General features: G+C 66.0%; 12 protein-coding genes and 1 pseudogene. 2 read left to right on the top strand and 11 right to left on the bottom strand.

Annotated features, from left to right (window positions below; genetic code table 11):
• Nucleotides 1-1302 precede the first annotated feature (1302 nt).
• The 5 genes and pseudogenes from O3W51_RS31835 to O3W51_RS31855 all read right to left on the bottom strand — a co-directional run bounded on the left by O3W51_RS31835 (nucleotide 1303) and on the right by O3W51_RS31855 (nucleotide 6691).
• Nucleotides 1303-1596: a hypothetical protein gene (locus O3W51_RS31835; RefSeq protein WP_269287915.1), complete on the bottom strand. Its 294-nt coding sequence runs from the start codon at nucleotides 1594-1596 to the stop codon at nucleotides 1303-1305.
• 610 nt (nucleotides 1597-2206) lie between these two features.
• A pseudogene (locus O3W51_RS31840) lies at nucleotides 2207-2935 on the bottom strand (transposase); the annotation flags it as partial.
• Entirely contained in the window at nucleotides 2905-3069 is a 165-nt protein-coding gene (locus O3W51_RS31845) for a hypothetical protein (RefSeq protein ID WP_269287916.1), read from the bottom strand. The pseudogene O3W51_RS31840 and the gene O3W51_RS31845, both read right to left, overlap by 31 nt.
• 163 nt (nucleotides 3070-3232) lie before the next feature.
• Nucleotides 3233-3826: a hypothetical protein gene (locus O3W51_RS31850; RefSeq protein ID WP_269287918.1), complete on the bottom strand. Its 594-nt coding sequence runs from the start codon at nucleotides 3824-3826 to the stop codon at nucleotides 3233-3235.
• Between the two features lie 213 nt (nucleotides 3827-4039).
• Nucleotides 4040-6691, bottom strand: coding sequence for a tetratricopeptide repeat protein (locus O3W51_RS31855; protein ID WP_269287920.1), 2652 nt, complete (start codon nucleotides 6689-6691; stop codon nucleotides 4040-4042).
• A gap of 310 nt (nucleotides 6692-7001) precedes the next feature.
• Here O3W51_RS31855 and O3W51_RS31860 point away from each other — a divergent pair, with 310 nt between their 5' ends.
• Together O3W51_RS31860 and O3W51_RS31865 are read left to right on the top strand one after the other, a co-directional pair.
• Nucleotides 7002-7205 carry a hypothetical protein gene (locus tag O3W51_RS31860; RefSeq protein ID WP_269287922.1) on the top strand — a complete coding sequence of 68 codons (204 nt, stop codon included), beginning with the start codon at nucleotides 7002-7004 and terminating at the stop codon, nucleotides 7203-7205.
• Nucleotides 7202-7957: a hypothetical protein gene (locus O3W51_RS31865; RefSeq protein WP_269287924.1), complete on the top strand. Its 756-nt coding sequence runs from the start codon at nucleotides 7202-7204 to the stop codon at nucleotides 7955-7957. The genes O3W51_RS31860 and O3W51_RS31865 overlap by 4 nt, the downstream gene beginning before the upstream one ends.
• A 532-nt stretch (nucleotides 7958-8489) precedes the next feature.
• Here the strand turns inward: O3W51_RS31865 and O3W51_RS31870 are convergent.
• The 6 genes from O3W51_RS31870 to drmA form a co-directional block, all read right to left on the bottom strand.
• Nucleotides 8490-9251 (bottom strand): 8-oxoguanine DNA glycosylase OGG fold protein, encoded by a 762-nt coding sequence (locus O3W51_RS31870; protein ID WP_269287925.1) that lies wholly within the window; start codon nucleotides 9249-9251, stop codon nucleotides 8490-8492.
• Nucleotides 9248-10489, bottom strand: a complete 1242-nt coding sequence (locus O3W51_RS31875) for an McrC family protein (RefSeq protein ID WP_269287926.1) — start codon at nucleotides 10487-10489, stop codon at nucleotides 9248-9250. Before O3W51_RS31875 ends, O3W51_RS31870 begins: the two co-directional genes overlap by 4 nt.
• Nucleotides 10486-12621, bottom strand: coding sequence for an AAA family ATPase (locus O3W51_RS31880; protein WP_269287927.1), 2136 nt, complete (start codon nucleotides 12619-12621; stop codon nucleotides 10486-10488). The genes O3W51_RS31875 and O3W51_RS31880 overlap by 4 nt, the downstream gene beginning before the upstream one ends.
• Nucleotides 12622-12726: 105 nt before the next feature.
• Nucleotides 12727-13689, bottom strand: a complete 963-nt coding sequence (gene drmC / locus O3W51_RS31885) for a DISARM system phospholipase D-like protein DrmC (RefSeq protein WP_331284105.1) — start codon at nucleotides 13687-13689, stop codon at nucleotides 12727-12729.
• Entirely contained in the window at nucleotides 13572-15443 is a 1872-nt protein-coding gene (drmB, locus tag O3W51_RS31890) for a DUF1998 domain-containing protein (protein WP_269287930.1), read from the bottom strand. The genes drmC and drmB overlap by 118 nt, the downstream gene beginning before the upstream one ends.
• Complete coding sequence (drmA, locus tag O3W51_RS31895; RefSeq protein ID WP_269287931.1) at nucleotides 15440-18967, bottom strand: DISARM system helicase DrmA; 3528 nt, start codon at nucleotides 18965-18967, stop codon at nucleotides 15440-15442. The genes drmB and drmA overlap by 4 nt, the downstream gene beginning before the upstream one ends.
• Nucleotides 18968-19043: the final 76 nt, after the last annotated feature.

The raw sequence follows: 19043 nt of genomic DNA on the forward strand, positions 1-19043 counted from the left end.
GCTCGCCCGGCCGCCCCGGTTTGGGAATCTGGACCCGTCGCAGCACCGACGGACGATACGTATGCGTCCGTAGTCTCTGCGAAAGGTCCTGGAGGAATGCATTCACCCCCGAGGTTTCCACCGCCTCAACGGTCATGCCGTCCACACCGGGGGCTCCTCGGTTTGCGCACACACCGGCCCATGCCCGCCTGAGAACGTCCATGCGGTGGACATGGCCATACAGGGTATGAAACCGGCGTTCGGGTTCTTGCTTGGCACAGCGGTAAAGCGTCCGCTGCAGGGTTCGGACCTTGTCCAGAGAACGACGGCCCGGTCCTGCGGCGCCTTCCTCCCGGCGGATGGAACTAGCCGAAACGGCACTCATCCGAGTCCCTCCATGTTCGCGAATCGCATCGATGAAGCAGGGGCCCTTCGCTCCCAGCGGGTTGTGTTGTCCCGCCGATCATCACTACTACGACCCCCTCCGACTGCCTCTCGGCAACCCTCCATTTCCCGGTTCTGCCGGTTATAGGAAGGTCACGCTTCCCGGGCCGCAAACCCGGGGCCGAGGAGGCTCTCTCCAGTTCCCAGGACAACCTTCCGACCATTCCACGCCCCTTACGCCGGGAGGTTCTTCGGCGACCGCTCCAGGTCCGAGATCGCCTTCCGTGGCCTTCGCCAAACAAGCACAGGCTCGGCTCCTCCTTGGCCCGCCCATGGGCGGGGGTTAAATGACGACGCTGCAGGCTTCACTTCATGTTGCGGACTGGTCGGTTGCACGCCCCCGGAGGGCGCTTGTCACTCCACTTCGACGCCACCATTTCGGGTGACGCCGGGAGTCAGCTACCGGGGACCCTGGCGTCTCCCCGGACCGGACTTTCACCGGCTGGCTATCCTGAGCTTGACGTCCGGTTACATCACCCTCATCCCTTCTGAGCTGCGATGACGCCCGGACTGCTGGACGTACGCAAGTTGTTTACCGATTAGTCCTGCATGTTGAGAGTCCACTATCCAAGCCAGGTCGTAATGATGTGCGAAACGATGAGCATGTTCTACGGCTTATTGAGTCTTTCCGACCCCACCTATTCCATATAAAACTTGTGCCGCTTTTTCCTGTGGGTCGAACAAGCGCCCGTAAATCTCAGATAATAAATTGATGCGACCAACGAAGGCAACATTCCGCGCCGGAATATTCCACACGCCAGGCAATGCTCCCTGTGGACGCAATAGTGGAAGAGGACTCGTTTCATGGCTGGGGTTTTCAGGCTGCATTGCCTAATCAAGTCCTTCCGCGATACCGGGAGGCAGGAGGCGTACATCGTACTACTCCGTCACATTCAGCTCTGAACGCATTTCTCGAAGTACATCTGAGAGGGCATCTTTGAGACTCTCGGTGAGTCCTTCAAGCGCCTCATTAACTTCGACATAGGCGGGATCTCCACTTTCGGTAGCCAGTGCGGTGCCGTGAATGGCTTTAATTTGCAAACTTAGCTCGGCTGTGGCCAAAAATATGCGATCTGGCACGAGCATAAGTGACTCATTGTGTTGAATTTGATACAACCCCTCAGCCTCCTCAAGGTCGGTGCGCATCTGGGCTGTGACCGTATAGATTTTCATCTCCTTTAGGAATCTCTCAAGAATGTCCAAGTACTCCCGAGCGGCTGTGTAAAGCTTCGAGTAGCACTGGAGTCTAGCTGACGACCTGTCGCGCCTTTCGGCCGCTAGCCTGTCGGCGTGATTTTGTTGCTCGACATGGAGGAGTTCCCACCGCTTCGACCTTTCACTAATTCTCTGCGTTAGCAGAGATGATAAAAGAGTTCCAGTCACTCCAGTAAGGGTTATCAGCAGATCGAAAATCTGGCTCTCCTTTAACGCCAACTTTCGTATGTGATATTTCGAAGCGACTTCGATCTTGTTCGCTAGTCCTATGGGCCTCCGAACCACGGTAAGGTAAAGATGATTGGCTGCCTAGCCTCCGCGTTTCACTTGCCACGGTGTCTGGATCTTGATCGTGAATGCGAGTGCCTCTGAACTGGGAAGGTGAGGCTTGTCTAACTTCGATCGTTCATGAGTCCTCGTCGGTGTGCTGACGGGGACTTTGTGTTTGGGAGGTGTGGTCTTTTCGGGGCGGGGGCAGGTTGACGGCCCTGGTTGTCGCTCCGGGTGGGCGCAGGGTTCCACTTTGCCGGTGTGGTGGCGCAGATCGTTGGGGCGGTCGGTGTGCTGGTCAGCCGGGGTTCCGTAGGGCCTGGAGGCGGTCGATTGCCCGGGTGATCTCGTCGATCCAGGGCCATCGCGTGGTGAAGCGGAGCCGGCGCCGGCGGCTGGTGGCGATGAGTTGGGCGGCGGCGGAGAAGAGCCGCAGGCGGAGCTTCTTGGGTTCCCAGCGGCGGGTGGTGCCGGTCAGGGCGAGCATCGGCATCTAGGCGAGGAGGTCGAGTGCGAGGGAGACGACCTCCAGCCAGATCCCGTTCTGTGCGGTGTCGTGCCGGGGCAGGTTGCGCAGGCCGGTGTCGCGGGCGCTTCGGATGCGGTCCTCGCGGCGAGCCCGGCGGCGGCGACGCAGTTCAAGGTCTGCGAGTTGGCCGCCTTTGGTGCTGGTCGCGAAGCAGGTCAGCCGCAGCCCGTCGAGGTCGGTGAAGCGCATATGGGCGCCGGGGTGCGGCCGTTCCTTGCGGACGAGCAACCGCATGCCCTTGGGCCAGGTGCTCAGGTTTTGCATGTCGGTGATCTCCGCGATCCAAACGCCTGGCCGTTCGGTGTCGTCTGCGTCGTAGGCCGGTGTCCATGCCTTCTTCGGGATCTTCAGGACGGCCTGATGGATGGTGTCGGTGATGGTCATTCCGACGGAATACAACAACCACCGGCCTGGGCGGATGAGCCAGTCGAGGAAGGCGTGGGTTCCGCCGGCGGAGTCAATGCGGATCAGTGTCTGCCGGCCTCGCCGCAGGTGTTTGCCGCCGATATCACGGTGTCCAGCCCGGACCTGCGGACCGTATCGGCCAGCAGTACCGCCCCGGCCTGCGAGACCACCCCTGTGCCACCGCCCTCGACGTGGACACGCGGGTACAACCCGAAACGCTTGCTCACCTGGAGAGTGCTTCTTTCGGTGCAGCCAACAGGACCCTAGTCAAGTCCCATCGTTGCAGCTCAGAAGCACTCTCCGCTTATTTGATCAAGGCATGGACGAGCACGCTCACGAAAGCCCGAGGATAGCGTTGATGCTCTATCGAGCGGTCACCGGCCCAGTCCCCTACGCGACGGGTGCTGTGATGCGCTGCGGATCGCCGCTCAGAGACGTGAGCCACCACTGTCCGTCAGCGTCCTGGAAGCGGACCTCGACGTTTACCTTCTGGGGCAGGAGCCGCATGTGGACTTGCTGCGCGTCCAGGAGCCATACGGCCACGGTGATCTGGCCGGTGCGCGCCTCGATTAGGCGGCACGTTGCGCGGCCTAGCTGACCGCTGACATTCGCATTCGGCCGCCAGGTCTCCCAGAGCCCGCTTTCCAGCGATTCCACGTTGCGGATCTCTACGTCGGTGATGGCACGGGAGCTGCGGTTGGCGATGTTGATCTGAACTGACCCACCGTTGCCTTTGACCTCCACGTGAACGAGTTTGGCCTGACGAAGCGCCACCTCCTGCGACTCGGCGGCCGCCTGCTGCACGCGGGCATCGTTGCGCTGGATCTGCTGTCGGGCCAGGTCATTTGCTTCGATGGCAGCGCGGGCTTGTGCTTTGGCGTGCTCGGCGGATGCAGCGGCGGTGCGGGCCTGCCACACACTGGTCACGGCTGCGGCTACGGAGATGCCAACTGCTCCGGCCGCGGTCCAGTCTCCTGCGTCCATGCTGTCTCCCTTGCGCCGTTTCGCTGTGCAGCAATCCTCCCCGGGGTCAGCGGGGGGGTGACTTAGCCGAGGCGCCGAGCGAGAGCAGCGATGGCTGCGGGCCTGCGGAGCGAGCCGAACCCCGGCGTCACCGTGGGGTAGGCATATCCCGCCTCTACGACGAAGGATCTGGCGTGCACTTGACCCCGCCTCACTATCCCCGGGGGGTGGAGTTTACGTCGCCATCCGCTCGCTCTCAGGGGCCGGTTCTCCAGGACCGCCTAAAGGTGACGAGGCTTGCGTGGAGTCGTGGCTCCACACGGTGAGCGTGTCGGGATGGTCGGGGCCGAGCACCAGCACCATGTCGGTCAGCAGGGTTCCGGCGGTGGTCTGGTCCCCCGGGTAGTCGCTCCAGTAGGCGATCTGATGGCGGTTGGCGCGGGTGTGCGGGTGGTTGGCGCCGAGCACCCGCAGCCGGTCGGTCAGGAGAGCCTCGAACGCCATGACCGCACCGACCGGGTCACCTGCCATCGCTTTCCAGTAGGCGAGGCTGCCTCGGGTGATCATTGTGTGGGGGTGGTCGGGGCCGAGCACTCGAAGGCGGTCGGCAAAGACCTCCCGTAGGGCGGCCAGTGCACGGGGGGGATCCCCGGCTGCCCCCTGCCACCAGGCGAGGTTGTTCCGGCTGGTCAGGGTGCGTGGGTGGTCGGGGCCTAGCACCCGCACGAGGTCGGGGAGGAGGGCCCTGAACGCGTCGGCAGCGCCGCTGGGGTCACCGGCGAGCCCTTGCCACCAGGCCAGGTCGTTCCTGGTGATCATCGAGTGCGGGTGGTCGGGCCCCAGTACCCGCTGCCGGTCACCGAGCAACGCTTGCAGCGCCGCAGCCGCCCCAGCCGGGTCACCCGCCTTTCCCTGCCACCAGGCCAGGTCATTGCGGGTGGTGAGCGTGTCGGGGTGATCGGGGCCTAGCAGCCGCACCATGTCGTGCAGCAGAGCGTCAAACGCGGTGGCCGCCCCGGCGGGATCACCGGACTCACCTTGCCAGTAGGCCAGGTTGTGCCGGGTGGTGAGGGTGTCGAGGTGGTCGGGCCCCAGCACCCGCAGCCGGTCCGCCAGCAGGCCTTCGGTGGCGGCGAAAGCTCCGGCGGCGTCCCCGGCCTCGCCTCGCCAGCGTGCGTGGCCGGCGCGGACGGCGAGGGTGTGGGGGTGCTCGGCGCCGAGCCGCTGCGCTGCTGTGGAGCCCAGGTCGCCGTAGTAGGCGGCGGCTGCCGAGACCAGACCAGACTCGCCCAGACTGATGCCAGCGGTGAACAGGACGCGGTGAGCACCTGTTTCGGTGTTCCACAGGGCCGGGCCTGCAGCGGCGCGCAGGGCCGCTGTGTTGGCCCGCAGCACCTGCCCGCGGGAAGGGTCGCACTCGATGTCCGGCCAGATCGACACTAGGGCGTCGGCCACGGTCGTCGCCAGCGCGGTGGTGTGGTCCGGGTGCGCAGACTCGCGGACCGCACGCTGGATCAGGGCGTGTACCCGGATGGTCGGGTCGACCGGATTGAGCGTGAGCAGGCTGAGACGGTGCAGGCTGTGCAGGACGTCGCGCAGATCGTCGGCTTCGACGGACTCCTGGGAATTGCGGCGGCCGCGGAGGTAAGCGGTGATCACGCTCGTGGTAAGTAGCTCGGCGGGGATCGCGTTGGGGTCGAGCAGTGCTGCCAGTTCCAGGACGGGGCGGCCCAACCCTCGCGGGGTCAAGGTGTCGGCGTGGTCGATGGACAGCGACCAAGTGGCCGCGACAGTGGCTCGGTGCTCATCCGGCAGAGCTCCGGGCTCGGGGGTGAGGTCCGCCAGGCGCCTGCGGGTGTCGTTCAGGCGGCGCCGGTACTCGGCGCAGGACAAGCCCCGATCGAGGATGTAGGCACCTGCCTGGGCTAATGCCAGCGGCAGGTGTCCGAGATCCTCGGCGAGCCGGTCGTCATCGGTGAGCAGATCGCCGTCACCGCCCAGCCGGGCGCTCAGGTAGGCCGTTGACTGCCCGGGCGTGAACAGGCCAACCTCCACGAGGTTCCGCCCACTCGACAAGGCAGCATCACGGCGGCGGGTGGTGACCACTGTCCGGCCGGAGGGGACGGTGGGAGGCCAGAGTCCGTTGAGGTCCGCAGGGTTTTGCAGGTCGTCCAGCACGATCAGCCAGCGTCGGCGATGCGGTTCGGACAGCCAGGCCAGGAAGCGCGCCGCGCCCTGCTCGGGGTCGTCGTCTTGTATGCCTGTGATGTCGGCTGCGGCCTGCGCATAGGCGATGACCACGGCGTCGCGGGATGCAGCGGTCACCCAGATCAGCAGGTCAACTTGCCTCGCCCGCCAGGTGCGGTGAGCGAGGGCTGCGGCGAGCTGCGTCTTGCCGACGCCGCCCATCCCCGACAACACCTGCCACACCATGGCGGTGCCGCTGCCGGTAGCCATGAACGCGTCGAGGTCGTGGTCGGCGGGGCGCTCCTGGCGGCAGTCGGCCAGCAAAGGCAGCACTCCCACCTGGTGTGGCCACAGCTGCGGCCGGTGCGGTGTGCCGGCGATGACATCAACCCAGCGCGGTAGGGCCGAGGTGCGGTGCTGTCTGCCTCCGGAGCGGTGGCTGTCGGCGTAGCGGTCGCGCCAGGTGTCGAGGTGGACTTCCTGGGGGTCGAGGGTGATGGAGGGACGGCGGGTGCGGGCATGTCGGGCGCAGGCCCGGACGAACGCCTCCACCGTTTCGAGTCGTGTGGGTCTGCCGTTCAGCAGGTTGCCGAAGGTGGATCGCGACGTCGCCGACCCTTCTGCCTGAGCGTGCCGAGCGAGGGTCTCCAGCGATGGCGACCCGACCAGCGTGTGCAACCGCTTCAAGGCATCGAGCATCCCTCTCCCCCCCGGAGGCGGTCTCGCGATCGAAAGACGTCGTTGAATGTCCAGCGTCCAAATTTCCACGTTAGTCGAAAGTGACCGCTCCGACGCTCACCGTGAAGGCATCGGTTCCCTGAGCGAAGGAGCTCGCGATGTCGTTCACGACGATCGCTGCCTGGACAGAGTCCATCTGGACGGCGCTTCCGCAGGTTACGACGCTACTGGAGTTCGTGACCGCGGCCGCCAGCCTTTACGTGTCGTGCTCGCTAGCGCACCGGCGGTTGCGCCGGCGGCCGCGCCGCGGCCGGGGAGGCCACTGATGTAAGTGAGGGCCAAGGCCACCGGCCAGTACCGCGACTACCTCCGCGAAGACGGCTGGAACGTCTTCACCACCACCATCCCCAACCGCCAGATCTACGCACAGTTCATGCTCGAACCCGTCACCGCCCGCGAATCCGCATACGACGAGCTCGTCACCGAGATGATCAACCGCGGGCTGCTCCTCCCCCAGACGGGAGGACAGCGATGACCGGCCACGACCGGGCAGCCGCACTGCGCACCCGACGCGAAGAACAGCAGCTGGGCGGCAACAACAGCCCAACGCCCCACCGGACGACCAGGCGCCCCGCCGACCTGGTCATCACCGCCGACATGATCGCCGCCCCGGTTAGGGTCGACGCCTCCGGCGAACTCACACCGGACGAAATGCATCAACTCGGATTCTGCGAACGGGCCGTCGAGAACCTCGCCACCGCCACCTGGCTCGTCGGCAAAGCACTCCACACGATCTGCAACCACAAGCTCTACCGCCGCACCCACACCCGATTCGACACCTACGTCGAGGAACGCTGGGAAATCGCCGCACGCGCCGCCTACCAAATGATCGAGGAATGGCCCCTGGCCGAACGCCTCACCCAGACGATGGGCGAACCCGCAACCGCCTCGCACACCCGCGCACTACTGCCCGTCGTCAGACGCTTCGGACTCACCGCCGCAGCCGACCTCTACCAGCAAATACACGCACGCGCCGCGGGAGAAGACCGCCGACTCACCGCCAGCCTCACCGGCCAGATAGTCAAAGCAGTCCTGAAAGCCGCAGGCTGGCCGGCCGAGGAAACCCAGTTCCAAGCAGCAACCCGCCAACTCATGACCACTGACACCCTTCCACCCACGACGGGCACCCATGCAGAACGTCGCGCTCTCACCTCAAGCAACGGCGTCCCGCAGCAACCAAAAAGAACCAACTCTGCAAAAACTTTGCAGATAATCACAGAAAGGTAACGGCCCAAGATGTCGACCCGCCCGAACCCGATAGCCGCAGCCGAGACGACGCCACGACCAATTTCGAGAACGCCGCTGACGCCATCGCCACGATGCGGAGCGTCCTCGCCCGAGTCATCTCCATCGAAGGAGACATCGCTCGTGCCGAATGGGTTGACTCTCCACTAGGCGAGGACGTCGACCGCCTCCGTCTGGAGATCGTCCATCATCTGACCGCTGCCGCCCGACGCCTACAAGCTTGCGGCGCATGAGGGCTGACTGATCTCCAAACTCACGACCCACGCCTACCCCCTCGGGGCCGGCCGACCCCGGTCGGAACGGTCGGCCCCGCAGCCCTGCAACGTCGCTAATGACGGCGTCCCGAGGGCCACCACCCACGTGCGCGAAAGCCACGCATACTGGTGTGAAACGGGGAGGCTCCTCGATTGCTTGGGCGTCACCGTGTGGTGCCGGCCAGGTCGCCGCCGGGGCCGTGCACCCCGGGATGGCCAACTCCGATGAGATGATCACTGCTGGGCGTAGTGCCAGGCCGTCAGGTCTTCTGCTTGCCGTGCAAGAACAGAGCTGTCTCAACTTGATCAGGCAGGACGCCCGATCGTTCCGCGAGTTCCCCCACCGCCACCACGTACTGCCTGTACTGCTCTGTGGTCCAGCGGCCCTTCGGCCAGTCGGCGTCCACAGCTCCCAGGTCCTTGAGGGCTCGCGAGACCACACTGTCGAGAATGATCGGCCGGTCGGCACCTCGGGGGTTCTCGCCACCAGCGAAGTACAGCACCTTCGTGAAGAACGCTCCTCCCAGGTGGAGGATCCGATGGTCGTTGTTGAAGGCCCGGTAGGCGTCCACCGCTCCTCGCTCTCGGAGTGCGGTGAGCGCCCCGTCGAGCCGACTATCGATGTCCGCGGCCGGGGAGTGCTCGAAGACTCGCGCGCGTTGGTGCACTGACCGCGCCTTGGCCCCGGAGCCCCAGACCAGAGCGGCGACGAGTAAGTGACGGCGCCCTTGGGCGGTGTTCGCCCGGCGCGCGATGCTGAACACGGTCCGCCGGTCCACCCGGGGCCATCGGCCGACCTTCGGGCATGCGTCAAGCTCTGCCGGCCACCACGTCAAGTCTGGAAGCAGGGGTATCCAGCGGTCTCGGTCGAAGGGAATGGCCTGGCCGAGCACCTCCTCGCGGTCCGGGAGATCGATGTCGTTGGGCAGGACGATCACTATGAACTCCTTTGGCCGCGCGAGTGCGCCGGGGTGACGGTCGGGTTTCGCTCGGAGAGCTGGGCAGCCTGCGGATGCGGTCACGAGCCTGAAGCATGCTGGCGATCGCTGAGTGCATTGGCGATGCTGGAGATGTCACCGAGAAGCCCTTTTGGGGGCTGGTCGAGATCGAGGGCATGCTGGTGGATCCTGATGCCGGCGTTGCGGATGCGGTGGGAGGTGTGTGGGTTGCCCTTGGCGTAGATGAGGTGGCCGGCGGGCAGGTGCAGCGCCGTGCAGTAGGCGAGGAGTTGGTACAGGTCGGCGTCGGGGAAGCCCTCGGGCTGTTCGGCCTTGTACTTGGCGTCCACGACAGCGCGGGCGTGGCCGGAGGCGTCGTACCAGACGAAGTCCGGTCTGATGCGTACCGTGTCAGCTTCGTCGAGGTGGATGCCGCGCCCCTGCAGTTCGGTGCGGCCGCCCCGGCCATGAAGGTCTTCCCGCAGCGCGACACAGACGAAGTCCTCGAAGAGCTTGTTCATGTCGAACAGGAACCCGTTGACACGCAGATCGCCGACGATGTGCTCGACGGAGGAGTCTCGCAGGATGATGCCTGCCAAATGTAGGGCCGGGTGATAGCGCGAGTTGAGCCGGCTCGGCCGCCAGTCGGGCATGACGTGGCCGCGCACGAGCGCTGCGGCATCGGCGAGGCGGGCGCGATGGCTCAGGAGACGCCGCCGCGTGAGGGTAGGGATGGCAGGCAGGCGCAGTAGGCGCTCGGTGGCGGCGCGCAGGAGCTGGTTCTCGGGGATGTCGACGGTGTACTCGTCGAAGGAGACCTCGACGGGAAGGGCGAGGCCGTAGTGGCGGCGGATCTGGTCGGCCTCGCGGATCCGGCCACGCACCAGGAGGGAGGTTTCCTCGGTGGTGCGGTAGCCCTGGAGGGTGCCCTGCCGAAGGGCGCGTTCCAGTTGGCGTTCGTAGGTGTGAGCGAGGGCCGGGAGGAGGTCTGCGTGTTCGGCGACATCGACGGCGTCCTGCTGCCAGCCCTTGGGGTTGAGGGCGTAGCCGAGGAGGAAGAATAGCCGGGCGATGGGGAGCTTGGGCGTGATCCGTAGCGTGATCGCCTGGCCAGCCGGCGTGGTGAGCGTGGCTGCGCCGACCATGCTTCCGGCCTTCAGCTGCCACCAGCCCGGCTCGTAGGGGTCCGGCGTCGTCTCCAGGATGCCAGAGCCGGCCAGAGTCCGCCCAGCGGCGTCCGGCAGGCGGTAGGCCACCGGACGGCCATGCTCACGGAGCTCGATGACCGGGATGGGTGGGTGGGGCTCGATGTCGGCGCTCATTGGGCGCCGTCGCCGCCAGGGCTGGAATCCAGCGTCTCTGGACCTGCGTCAGGCGCGGTTGCACGGGCGAGGGACCGACGCAGGGCGTCGAGGCCGTAGCGGCTTTCGACGTTGACGCCCTCGCCGTAGTGATGCTCTTCCAGGAGCGGAAGGATCGCGCTGCGCCAGGTTCGTGCCAGGCCGCCTTCGACGTAAATGGACTCACGCATCAGGTAGGAGGGGCCGATCCGCAAATCCTTGTCCTCGATACGGGAGTTCAGCGTCCGCAGGAGCTCCGGAACGTCCTCGGTTTCGTGCGCGAGCCCCTCGCGGGCGAGCCAGCGTGCCAGAAGGTCGCGGGTCGGTGACTCGTCGGGGTGTAGTTCGACGAAGGCGAAACGACGGCGCATCGCGGCGTCCACCAGTGCGATGGAGCGGTCCGCGGTGTTCATCGTGCCGATGAAGTAGATGTTGGAGGGGAGCGTGAACTCGCCCGAGTACTGCAGGTCCACGGTCCGGTTGCGGTACTCCAGGACGAAGTACAGCTCGCCGAAGACCTTGGCGAGGTTGGCGCGGTTGATCTCGTCGATGATCAGGAAGTGCGGGGTGTCCGGGTTGCTCTCGGCGAGGGCGACCAGCTTGCGCAGCGGTCCCGGGCGCAGCTCAAAACTGACTCCGCCTCCACCACCGGGCTGCTGGACGGGACGGAATCCCTCGAAGAAGTCCTCGTAGGAGTAGGAAGGGTGGAACTGGATCAGCTTGACAGCCTGCGGGTCGCCCGCCAGGTGTTCGGCGATGGCTTGGGCGAGGTAGGTCTTCCCGGTGCCGGGCGGACCGTAGAAGATCACCTGGCGGCGCTCGTCGAGCAGGTCGCGTACGTCCTTTAGCCAGGGAAGGTCCACGAGAAGCTCGTCGGCGAGTTCGGCGATCGGATCCGGGAGGCGCAGAACCCGGCGGATGACCGACGCCTCGGGCCCCTCATCGGGGGACAGGTCGAAAAACTCCTCCAGGACGTCGAGGAGCTGCGTGAGGTCGACGACGTCGTGCTGGCTCGTGAGCTTCGCCTGCAGTTCCTCGGGCAGGTCGGTCTGGTCGATGTCGAGTTCCACCCACTTCACTGCGCGCCGCAGGTTGGACCGCCCGTCCGACGAGGCAGTGAACTGGGCCGGGCCGGAGACGGTGCCGAAGTGCAGGCGGCCACCGGAGACGGTGACGACCAGGTCGTTGGGATGGACGCGGTCGAGGAAGGTGAAGAGCTGTTCGGCGAGCTCGGTGCGCTGGTTGTAGGAGAGGTGGCTATATCGGTCGTCGACGAGAAGCTTGAGCTGGTCCTGCGACAGCCCTTCGGGCAGGTCCTGGAGACGGGAGGCGGACAGGGAACAGAATGCTTCCGCCCGCCACTTCGGGACCATGTTCACGCCCTGGACAGCCGCGCCACGGATCAGCCAACCGCGTCGAACGCTGAGGCCCTCGACGTTCGTGGCTTCAGCCTGGGACAGCGCCGCTCCGAGCTCGGCGGTGCTGACACGATGAGCGGGGAGCGCGGCACCGGTGGCGTCCAGGGGGAGACCCTCGCCAGCGAGCAGTTGCTGCCAGCGTGCGATCTGGTTCGGCTCAGGGTGGATCTGCGACGGGGGCCTTCCATCGGCCCCGAGCACGCGCTGCCCGCCCGGCGGCCGGATACCACACAGCCAGGCCGCGAGCCGGTCAGGTTCGAGGTCGGCCATCTCGGCCACATCGTCCAGAACTACCCACTGGCCCGCCTGGACAGCAGTCTCGAGGATCTTGGTGGCGTACTGGTAACCAGCCCGGTGCTTCTCGGCGTAGTTCAGGGCGCTGCGCGTGATCTCCAGAAGGTCTTCCGGGTTGTCGGACTGAGCCAGCACGTACAGACTCAGACTCGTCACGCACCAGACACCCTTCTGCTTCCAGACCAGCCCGGCGAGGACGGCATCCGAGGTGTACCAACGCCAGTTGTTCTCCCCCTTGGTTTGCCGACCGGTCTTCGTGGAGACCGCCTCGTACTCCTCCACTGGGAAGTCTGCGACGATGCGGGCCCAGAGATCCTGGACGTGCATCCCGTCTGGGGACTCGGCGAGGATCTCCAGCGCCCGCCGCAGGCGGGGCGGGACTCCCTGACGGAACGTCGGCATGGTCAAGCCTCCCAGAGAGTGAGAGCAGCCATGCTAAGGCCAGATCAGTCAGCAGCGGCGAGCCTTCGGTTTCCGTGGTATTCGAGAGATTCAGGTGACATGGTCCTACGAAGGTGGTTGCCAGGGCAGCCGGACCAGGGGGCCGTCCGCTGAGTGCATCAGGTTGCTGAAGTGATCGACGAGACTCGCCACGGCACCGGGGTCGCGGATGACGGCCCCGATCTCAAGGTTGTCGCTATATGCGCTGTCAGTAAGGTTCGCGCTGCCGAGCAGGGCAGTGTTCCGATCGGCGGCGATGATCTTGGCGTGCATGCTGCCGCGTCGGCCGCCGGGACCCTGCCGCTCATCATTCGCCCATTGCCACAGGTGCACGTCTGGGTGGAAGCGAAGGTCATGGAACGCGGCGCGCCCGTCGCTGTCCCCAAACAGTCTGCCGCCAGAAGCGCGGGCGGTCTCCAGGACCAGGTCCACGCTGACTCCGCGGTCTGCCGCTGCTCTGATCTCGCTGACGATCTCCTGGACCCCGAACGCGGCGTAGCTGGTGATCAAGAGCGTAGTGCTGGCGGCCCGGATTACCTGAATTGCGACGGACGCAGTGAGTCTGATCGAGACCGCGTCACTCACAGGTCCTGAGACGGCGATTTCGACATGCCGGGTGGCGAGGTCCTGCTCGTATCGGTTGCTGGCGGCTTCGAGGGCCAAGGCCAGTGCAGATCCAGGCAGCTGTGCATCAGTGGCTCTCCACGCCGACAAAAGTAAACTGGCATGCGGTCCGAGCCCGGCGCCGGGGTGTGCTGCGATGAGGCGGGACTCGGTGCGTCCGTCCGGAAAGGCCACTGTGCGCAAGACGCTGACCCAGGCAGCGAGGTACGTCACGGGGAGAGTGGCGACGAGCCCGGAAAGTACTTCGGGCAGGCTGGGCGGAGCTACATCTGGTGCGTTGGGGCCGGTCATGCCGTAAAGAACCCGCCCGGCCGGCCGCTGAATGTTTCGACGAGAAGTTCGCGATCCAGGAAGTGGTTGCCCCGTTCGCAGGACGTCTCCGCGGCGAACAGGCAAGCATGACATGCGGCACCGTGCAGCCGACCATGGGCAACCGGATCGTGGTCGGCGCACAAGGGATCCGAGCCACACAGTCGCGCGGCTTCGAGCGCTTGGTCGATCAACGTACCCAGTCGATGCTGTGCACCGAGGCTGACCAGCCCGCCGAGCGTGCCTTCGCTGTCGGGGGCTGCGGTGTACAGCAGGATCCCTGCCATTGGATCGGCACCGGAGCGAGCGTAGATCCGTTCGCCTATTCCAGAGGCGCCGTACCCGCACTCTAGGGCGAACTCGCGGATCAGGACGTGGGAGAAGGTGTGCAGCAGCAGGTATCGGATGCCCGGCCACTCAGCATCGGTCCGGCGCTGGTTGCACCACTTCTCATGTGCTCTCATCAATGTTCTGGTGCGTCGGACGACGTTCGGGTCCTGCTCCCAAGCGGTGACCCGTTTCTCGTCGAAGCGCAGGAAGATCCCCTCACCCCGGGTTTCCGCACACGGCACCCAGAAAGGTGCAGCACTGGACAGCGGCGCTCGGTTCTCCTCCAGGAGCTCGCCCCCGCTGGTCGCGGAACCCCATTCCGGCGCATCGATCCGGCTGAATCCGTACAGCGCGGATACTTCACGCAATCGCTTGACCAGACGCACCTGGCTGAGCCAGTTGCGGTGACCAGCCGGGATGGGTTCGTTGCTGACGCTGAAGTCGGGGTGGTTCTGCGGGCTGCCGGTGAAGGCGAGCCATTCCGGTCCGGCGATGTCCAGCGCGTCGGTATCTTCAGCAGCGCTGGGCTGATGCTCGCCCTGGTGCCGTGCGATTGCATCCAGCACCTCGTCCGCGCCAAAGCGTTCGAGCTGTGGCCACATCACCTGGGTCGGCAAGACCATGCGCGCGGTCTCGCGTGGCAGCTCCGCTACCACCCGCAGCCCGGTCCAATGTTCGGCCACGGCGCTGTCCACCGGGTTGTCGGCATGCGGGATGGAGAAGACCCGCAGCTGCATGGCGAACCAGCCGTTCGTTGCACCCAGCGCCATGGTCCGGGTCTGTTCGGTGCAGGGTTCGAAGGTTCCAAGGTGCGGGTGCCTGCCCCGGCAGGCCGGCAGTACCTGCTCGCTGCGGGTGCCGATCGCCTCGGCCATGGACCGGGCGTTCACCTCGCAGGAGCATTCGACGAAGATGTTTGCTGCTTCGCCGGTGGTGCCGCGTTCGACGAGTTTGAGTGTGTGGTCCGCCTCATAGGGTGCGCCGCGGTGGACGAAGTACATCCATGGGAAGTCGTCCACGTGCCCGGCCGGGCAGGCGGAGACGAACCTAGCCGGCACCGCGGTCGGCCGTTTGCGGCCGGTCTCGCGGCAGGAGTGGACGAAGCGGGTCTGGTCGGGCGCGACACTGTTGGGTTGCAGGTGGAACAGCCCGGAGTCGGCTGGGGCGAGCCGGTTGCATCGATTGTCGGTGCAGCGCAGCCATCCTGGGAACACCGCGACCGGCACGCCGATCCGGGACCAGGCGCCGCTGAAGTCGCTCGGGTCCTCCGGCGTATACGGCGGCATCCGCAGATTCTGCACCTGGGCGCCCAGCTTGCTGCGCACCGCCGCCAGGAGCCGTTCCTCCGGCACGATCGCGGCCTTCTCCAGCTCCCACTCATCGAGCCCCAAGATCATCACCGAGAGGTTCGGCAGGTCCGCGACCGCGCCGACGCCGTAGGTGTGCAGCAGTTGGCTGGGCCTCAACTCCCCAACTCGCAGATCGCCGGCCGGGCGTGACCCGTCCACGGTGATGGTCATGAGAGGTTCCTTTCGTGTCCGGGGACTTCGTCGTCCGGGTTCGGGCGTGGCACGAACGGGTGCTGCTCGTGGTCCTCGGCGTTGCCCGGCGCCGCCCGCAGTACCAGCCGGATGCCGGGCTCGACTTCGCGCAGCGAGGTCGGACACGTCGTGCGCTTCCACGGGCCTGAATCGGGGCTGTGGAGCAGACCCACGATGTCGTCGGCCTTGCCCTTCGCATCGAAGGCGAGTCGGGCCGCCGGGCGTCGTTGTTCGCGCGCCCACAGGTCCAGGATGCTGTCGAGCTCCTCGCGCACCCGGGTCGCGACGGCCCGGTCGGTGGCGACATCACCCGCGCGGCGCTCCAGGTAACGGACGATGTGGTCAGCCTTGCTGCTGTGCGTGTCGAAGGTCTGCGCACCGAGGTTGCCGTTGTCGCCGGGCGCCAGGTTACGTGCCAGCGCCACCAGCACCCCGGTCAAGCCTCGGTCTATCGCGCGTTCCGCGAACGGAGTGACGGATAGTGCTTCGACGTGCCGGTACACGGTGGCGTGGAAGTGTTCGAAGGTCTCGTAGTGGGACAGGTCCCGCGGGCGGGCCCAGTTGAATACCGTGAAGACCAGGCCGGGAGCGGCTCGGCCGACCCGGCTCGTGGCCTGGATGTACTCGGCCGTTGATTTGGGCTGGTTGGCAACGACCATGACGCCAAGTCGGGAAACGTCGACTCCGACGGCAATCATATTCGTGGCCAGCAGGACATCGATCGGAGTCAGTTTCTTTGCCCGTGGAAACGTGTACTCCAATTGCTGGAGGATGTCCGGGATCTTTTCCGAGGTCAGGCGCGAGGTGAGTTCTTCGAGCCGCAAGTCGTAGCGCCGCGCAAGGCCGCGTTCGTTGATCCTCTCCAGTCGGGTGGAGACATCGTCCTCGACCGAGAGACGCATACCACCCAGGTCCCGCAGGCTGTTGAAGTAGCCGACGAGGGTCATATAGGGGTCGGTCACCGGGTTGTGCCCGTACTTCTTGTGCACGGTCTGCGCGGCGGCGAGCACCGCGACATACACCCGGATCATCGTGGACTTCGTGCGCACCCCCTGAGCGCAGATACCGATGTAGCGGCGGCCGGGATGCGAGTCCTTGGGCCGCTGTCGGGCGAAGAAGCTGTCACCGATCTCCAGGCCTTGTGGCGGGAAGACCCCGGTGCGTCGGTCGAACAGGGCGTGGATCTGCCGCTCCGCGCGCCGAACGGTGGCCGTCGAGGCGATCACCTTCGGTCGCGCGGTCTTGCCGGGCGCGTACTCCCAGGTGGCAAGTCGGTCCACAGCGGCCTCATACAGGCCGGTCAGCGAGCCGAGCGGTCCGGAGATCAGGTGCAGCTCGTCCTGCACGATCAGGTCGGGCGGTCGCACCGGTTTAGCAGGGCTGAGTGTCGCAGCACGATGGCGACCTTCTGCGAGATGGCTGGTGGCTTCCCAGTCCTCCTCGGCGATCTGGGCGGTGACATAGCCATGTCGGGAGCAGTGCCGCGACGCCCGTCCGAACAGGGCCTGCGTCCGTCCGTTCCAGGTCAGCTGCGCAAACTTGTCGACGGTCGCGATCACCAGGCTCGGCAGCAGCCGGTAGATCTCCTCGTCGACAACAACCACCGGCAGACCCTCACCATTGGGATCACCGCCGCCGAAAGGGCAACCGAACAGCTCGGGGCAACGCAGGAAGGTACGACGAAGGGTCTTGTCGACGTCGACATCCCGACCCTTCTCGATCTTCGTTCCGCACCATGGACAACTGGTGAGCTGATAGGGCGTGCCGGAGTTCTGATTGGGCTTTCCGCTCGCCCGGCGCACGTCCTTGACCCAGTCCATCGCCTTGTCGGTCGTGTTCGGGGAAACCTTCCCTCCGACCCACAGGCCGATCCGGAACGGTTCCTCGCCCCATCGCATCGTGTCCTTGCGGCGCAGCACCTCACCGGCGCAGATCAGCGCCGTGGCACGCTGGAACTGCTGGATCGTCAGGAGCCGCAGGGTGTAGCGCATCAAGACGGCCACCCCGTGGCTCGCGTCAAGTCCGCCGAGGTCTGGTCGCAGTCTGCGGATGGCGAGGGTATAGGCGGTGAGGCCAAGGTAAGCCTCGGTCTTGCCGCCACCGGTCGGGAACCAGAGCAGGTCCGCCACCGCCTCGGCTCCGGTGGCACGCTCCGGGTGGGCCGGGTCGGTCAGTGAAGGCAGGTTCAGGAGGAGGAACGCGAGCTGGAACGGACGCCAAGACCGGTTGACCGGCTCGTCCTCGTCGCGGAACACCGCGTCGGGGTCACGGGATCCATCACGGCGTCGGGCGGCGGCGACCCGGGTATGGACACGCTGCAGGTGCATCGCGCTGTTCGCGAACCGGAACGCGGCGAGGGCGTCCGTATCCCCGAGCACCAGCTCGATCCCCGCTTCGATCCGGTCGGCCGCCCGCCTCGCCTGGACCAACGCCTCCCTGGCCTGATCCGCGTACTCGTTGAGATATTCGCCGTCTCGTCCGATCCGCGCTTCCGCCCGCTCGATCCACGCCCGGTAGCCGGCCACCAGCGGCTCCAGCCCTGCCCGCAGTGCCTGCGGGTCGCAGTCACCGAGTTCCTTCATGTCGACCAGCAAGTTCGCCAACTCCGGCAGATCCGGATCGCTGTCGAACGACGGCGCGTCCGTCTGTGCGATGTCGTACTCCGGCGCTGCCTTCGTCTGAACCGCAACCGCTCTCATCGGGTCGGCCGCGCTGGCCGTTGCGTGCACCCCGGTCGCATGGCCGACGGCAAACTCCGGGCTGAACCGATAGGCCATCGCCAGCCGTCGCTGCTCGCCTCTGTCGGCTGCGTCACCACCTGATCCAGGCTCGTGCCGGGGCAGGAAGACCGCGGTGCCGTCCGCGCCGGTCGCCGAGAGTTCGGCCTGGAACACCCAGTGCAGTGCGGAGTTGGAGTCCGTCTCGGTCGTATTGACCAGGAACAGCGTGACCAGCCAGTCATCATGGAAACGCCGCACCCGGCCGCGCAGCACCACCTTCTCGTCCTCGGAATCGAGCACCAGCGGCTCCACCAGGCCCTCGACCAGCTTGACCGGGACGGTGCCGGTGTGGGGCGCGCGCCGCCAGATCAGCCTCTCGATGCTCGGATCCGTCGAGTGCGAGCGGATATAGCGCGCCCATCGCCCGGTCACCTCCAGACGGTCGGCGTCGCCGCGCACCCGCGCGGTGAGCCCGACCGACGACGGAGTCAGACTCGGCACATTCGGCGCATCCGCATCCAGTGAGCCCTCATCAGCCCCCGGCAGCTCACTATCACCCAGCGAGGCGTCCAGCTCCTCCGGCACGATCGTCGTCCCGTTCGGCGCAAGCCGTCCGAGCACGTACCAGTCCGTCGGCGAGTCGGCGACCTCCTCCAGATCACCGCCCACCGGCCCGAGCAGGTCCCGAACGACCAGTTGCGCCAACTCGTCACGTACTGCACCAGGGGACGGGACGGCTAGGACCGGGCTGCTCGACGTGTCGGACGGCAACGTATCGCTCATGGGTCACACGATAGGGCGCTGCACTGACACAGCGGGCGAATCGCGGCCGAGGCGCGGGCTGCGCCTCCGGCGGCGG

It is taken from the genome of Streptomyces sp. H39-C1, from assembly GCF_027158125.1.
GTDB lineage: Bacteria > Actinomycetota > Actinomycetes > Streptomycetales > Streptomycetaceae > Actinacidiphila > Actinacidiphila fildesensis.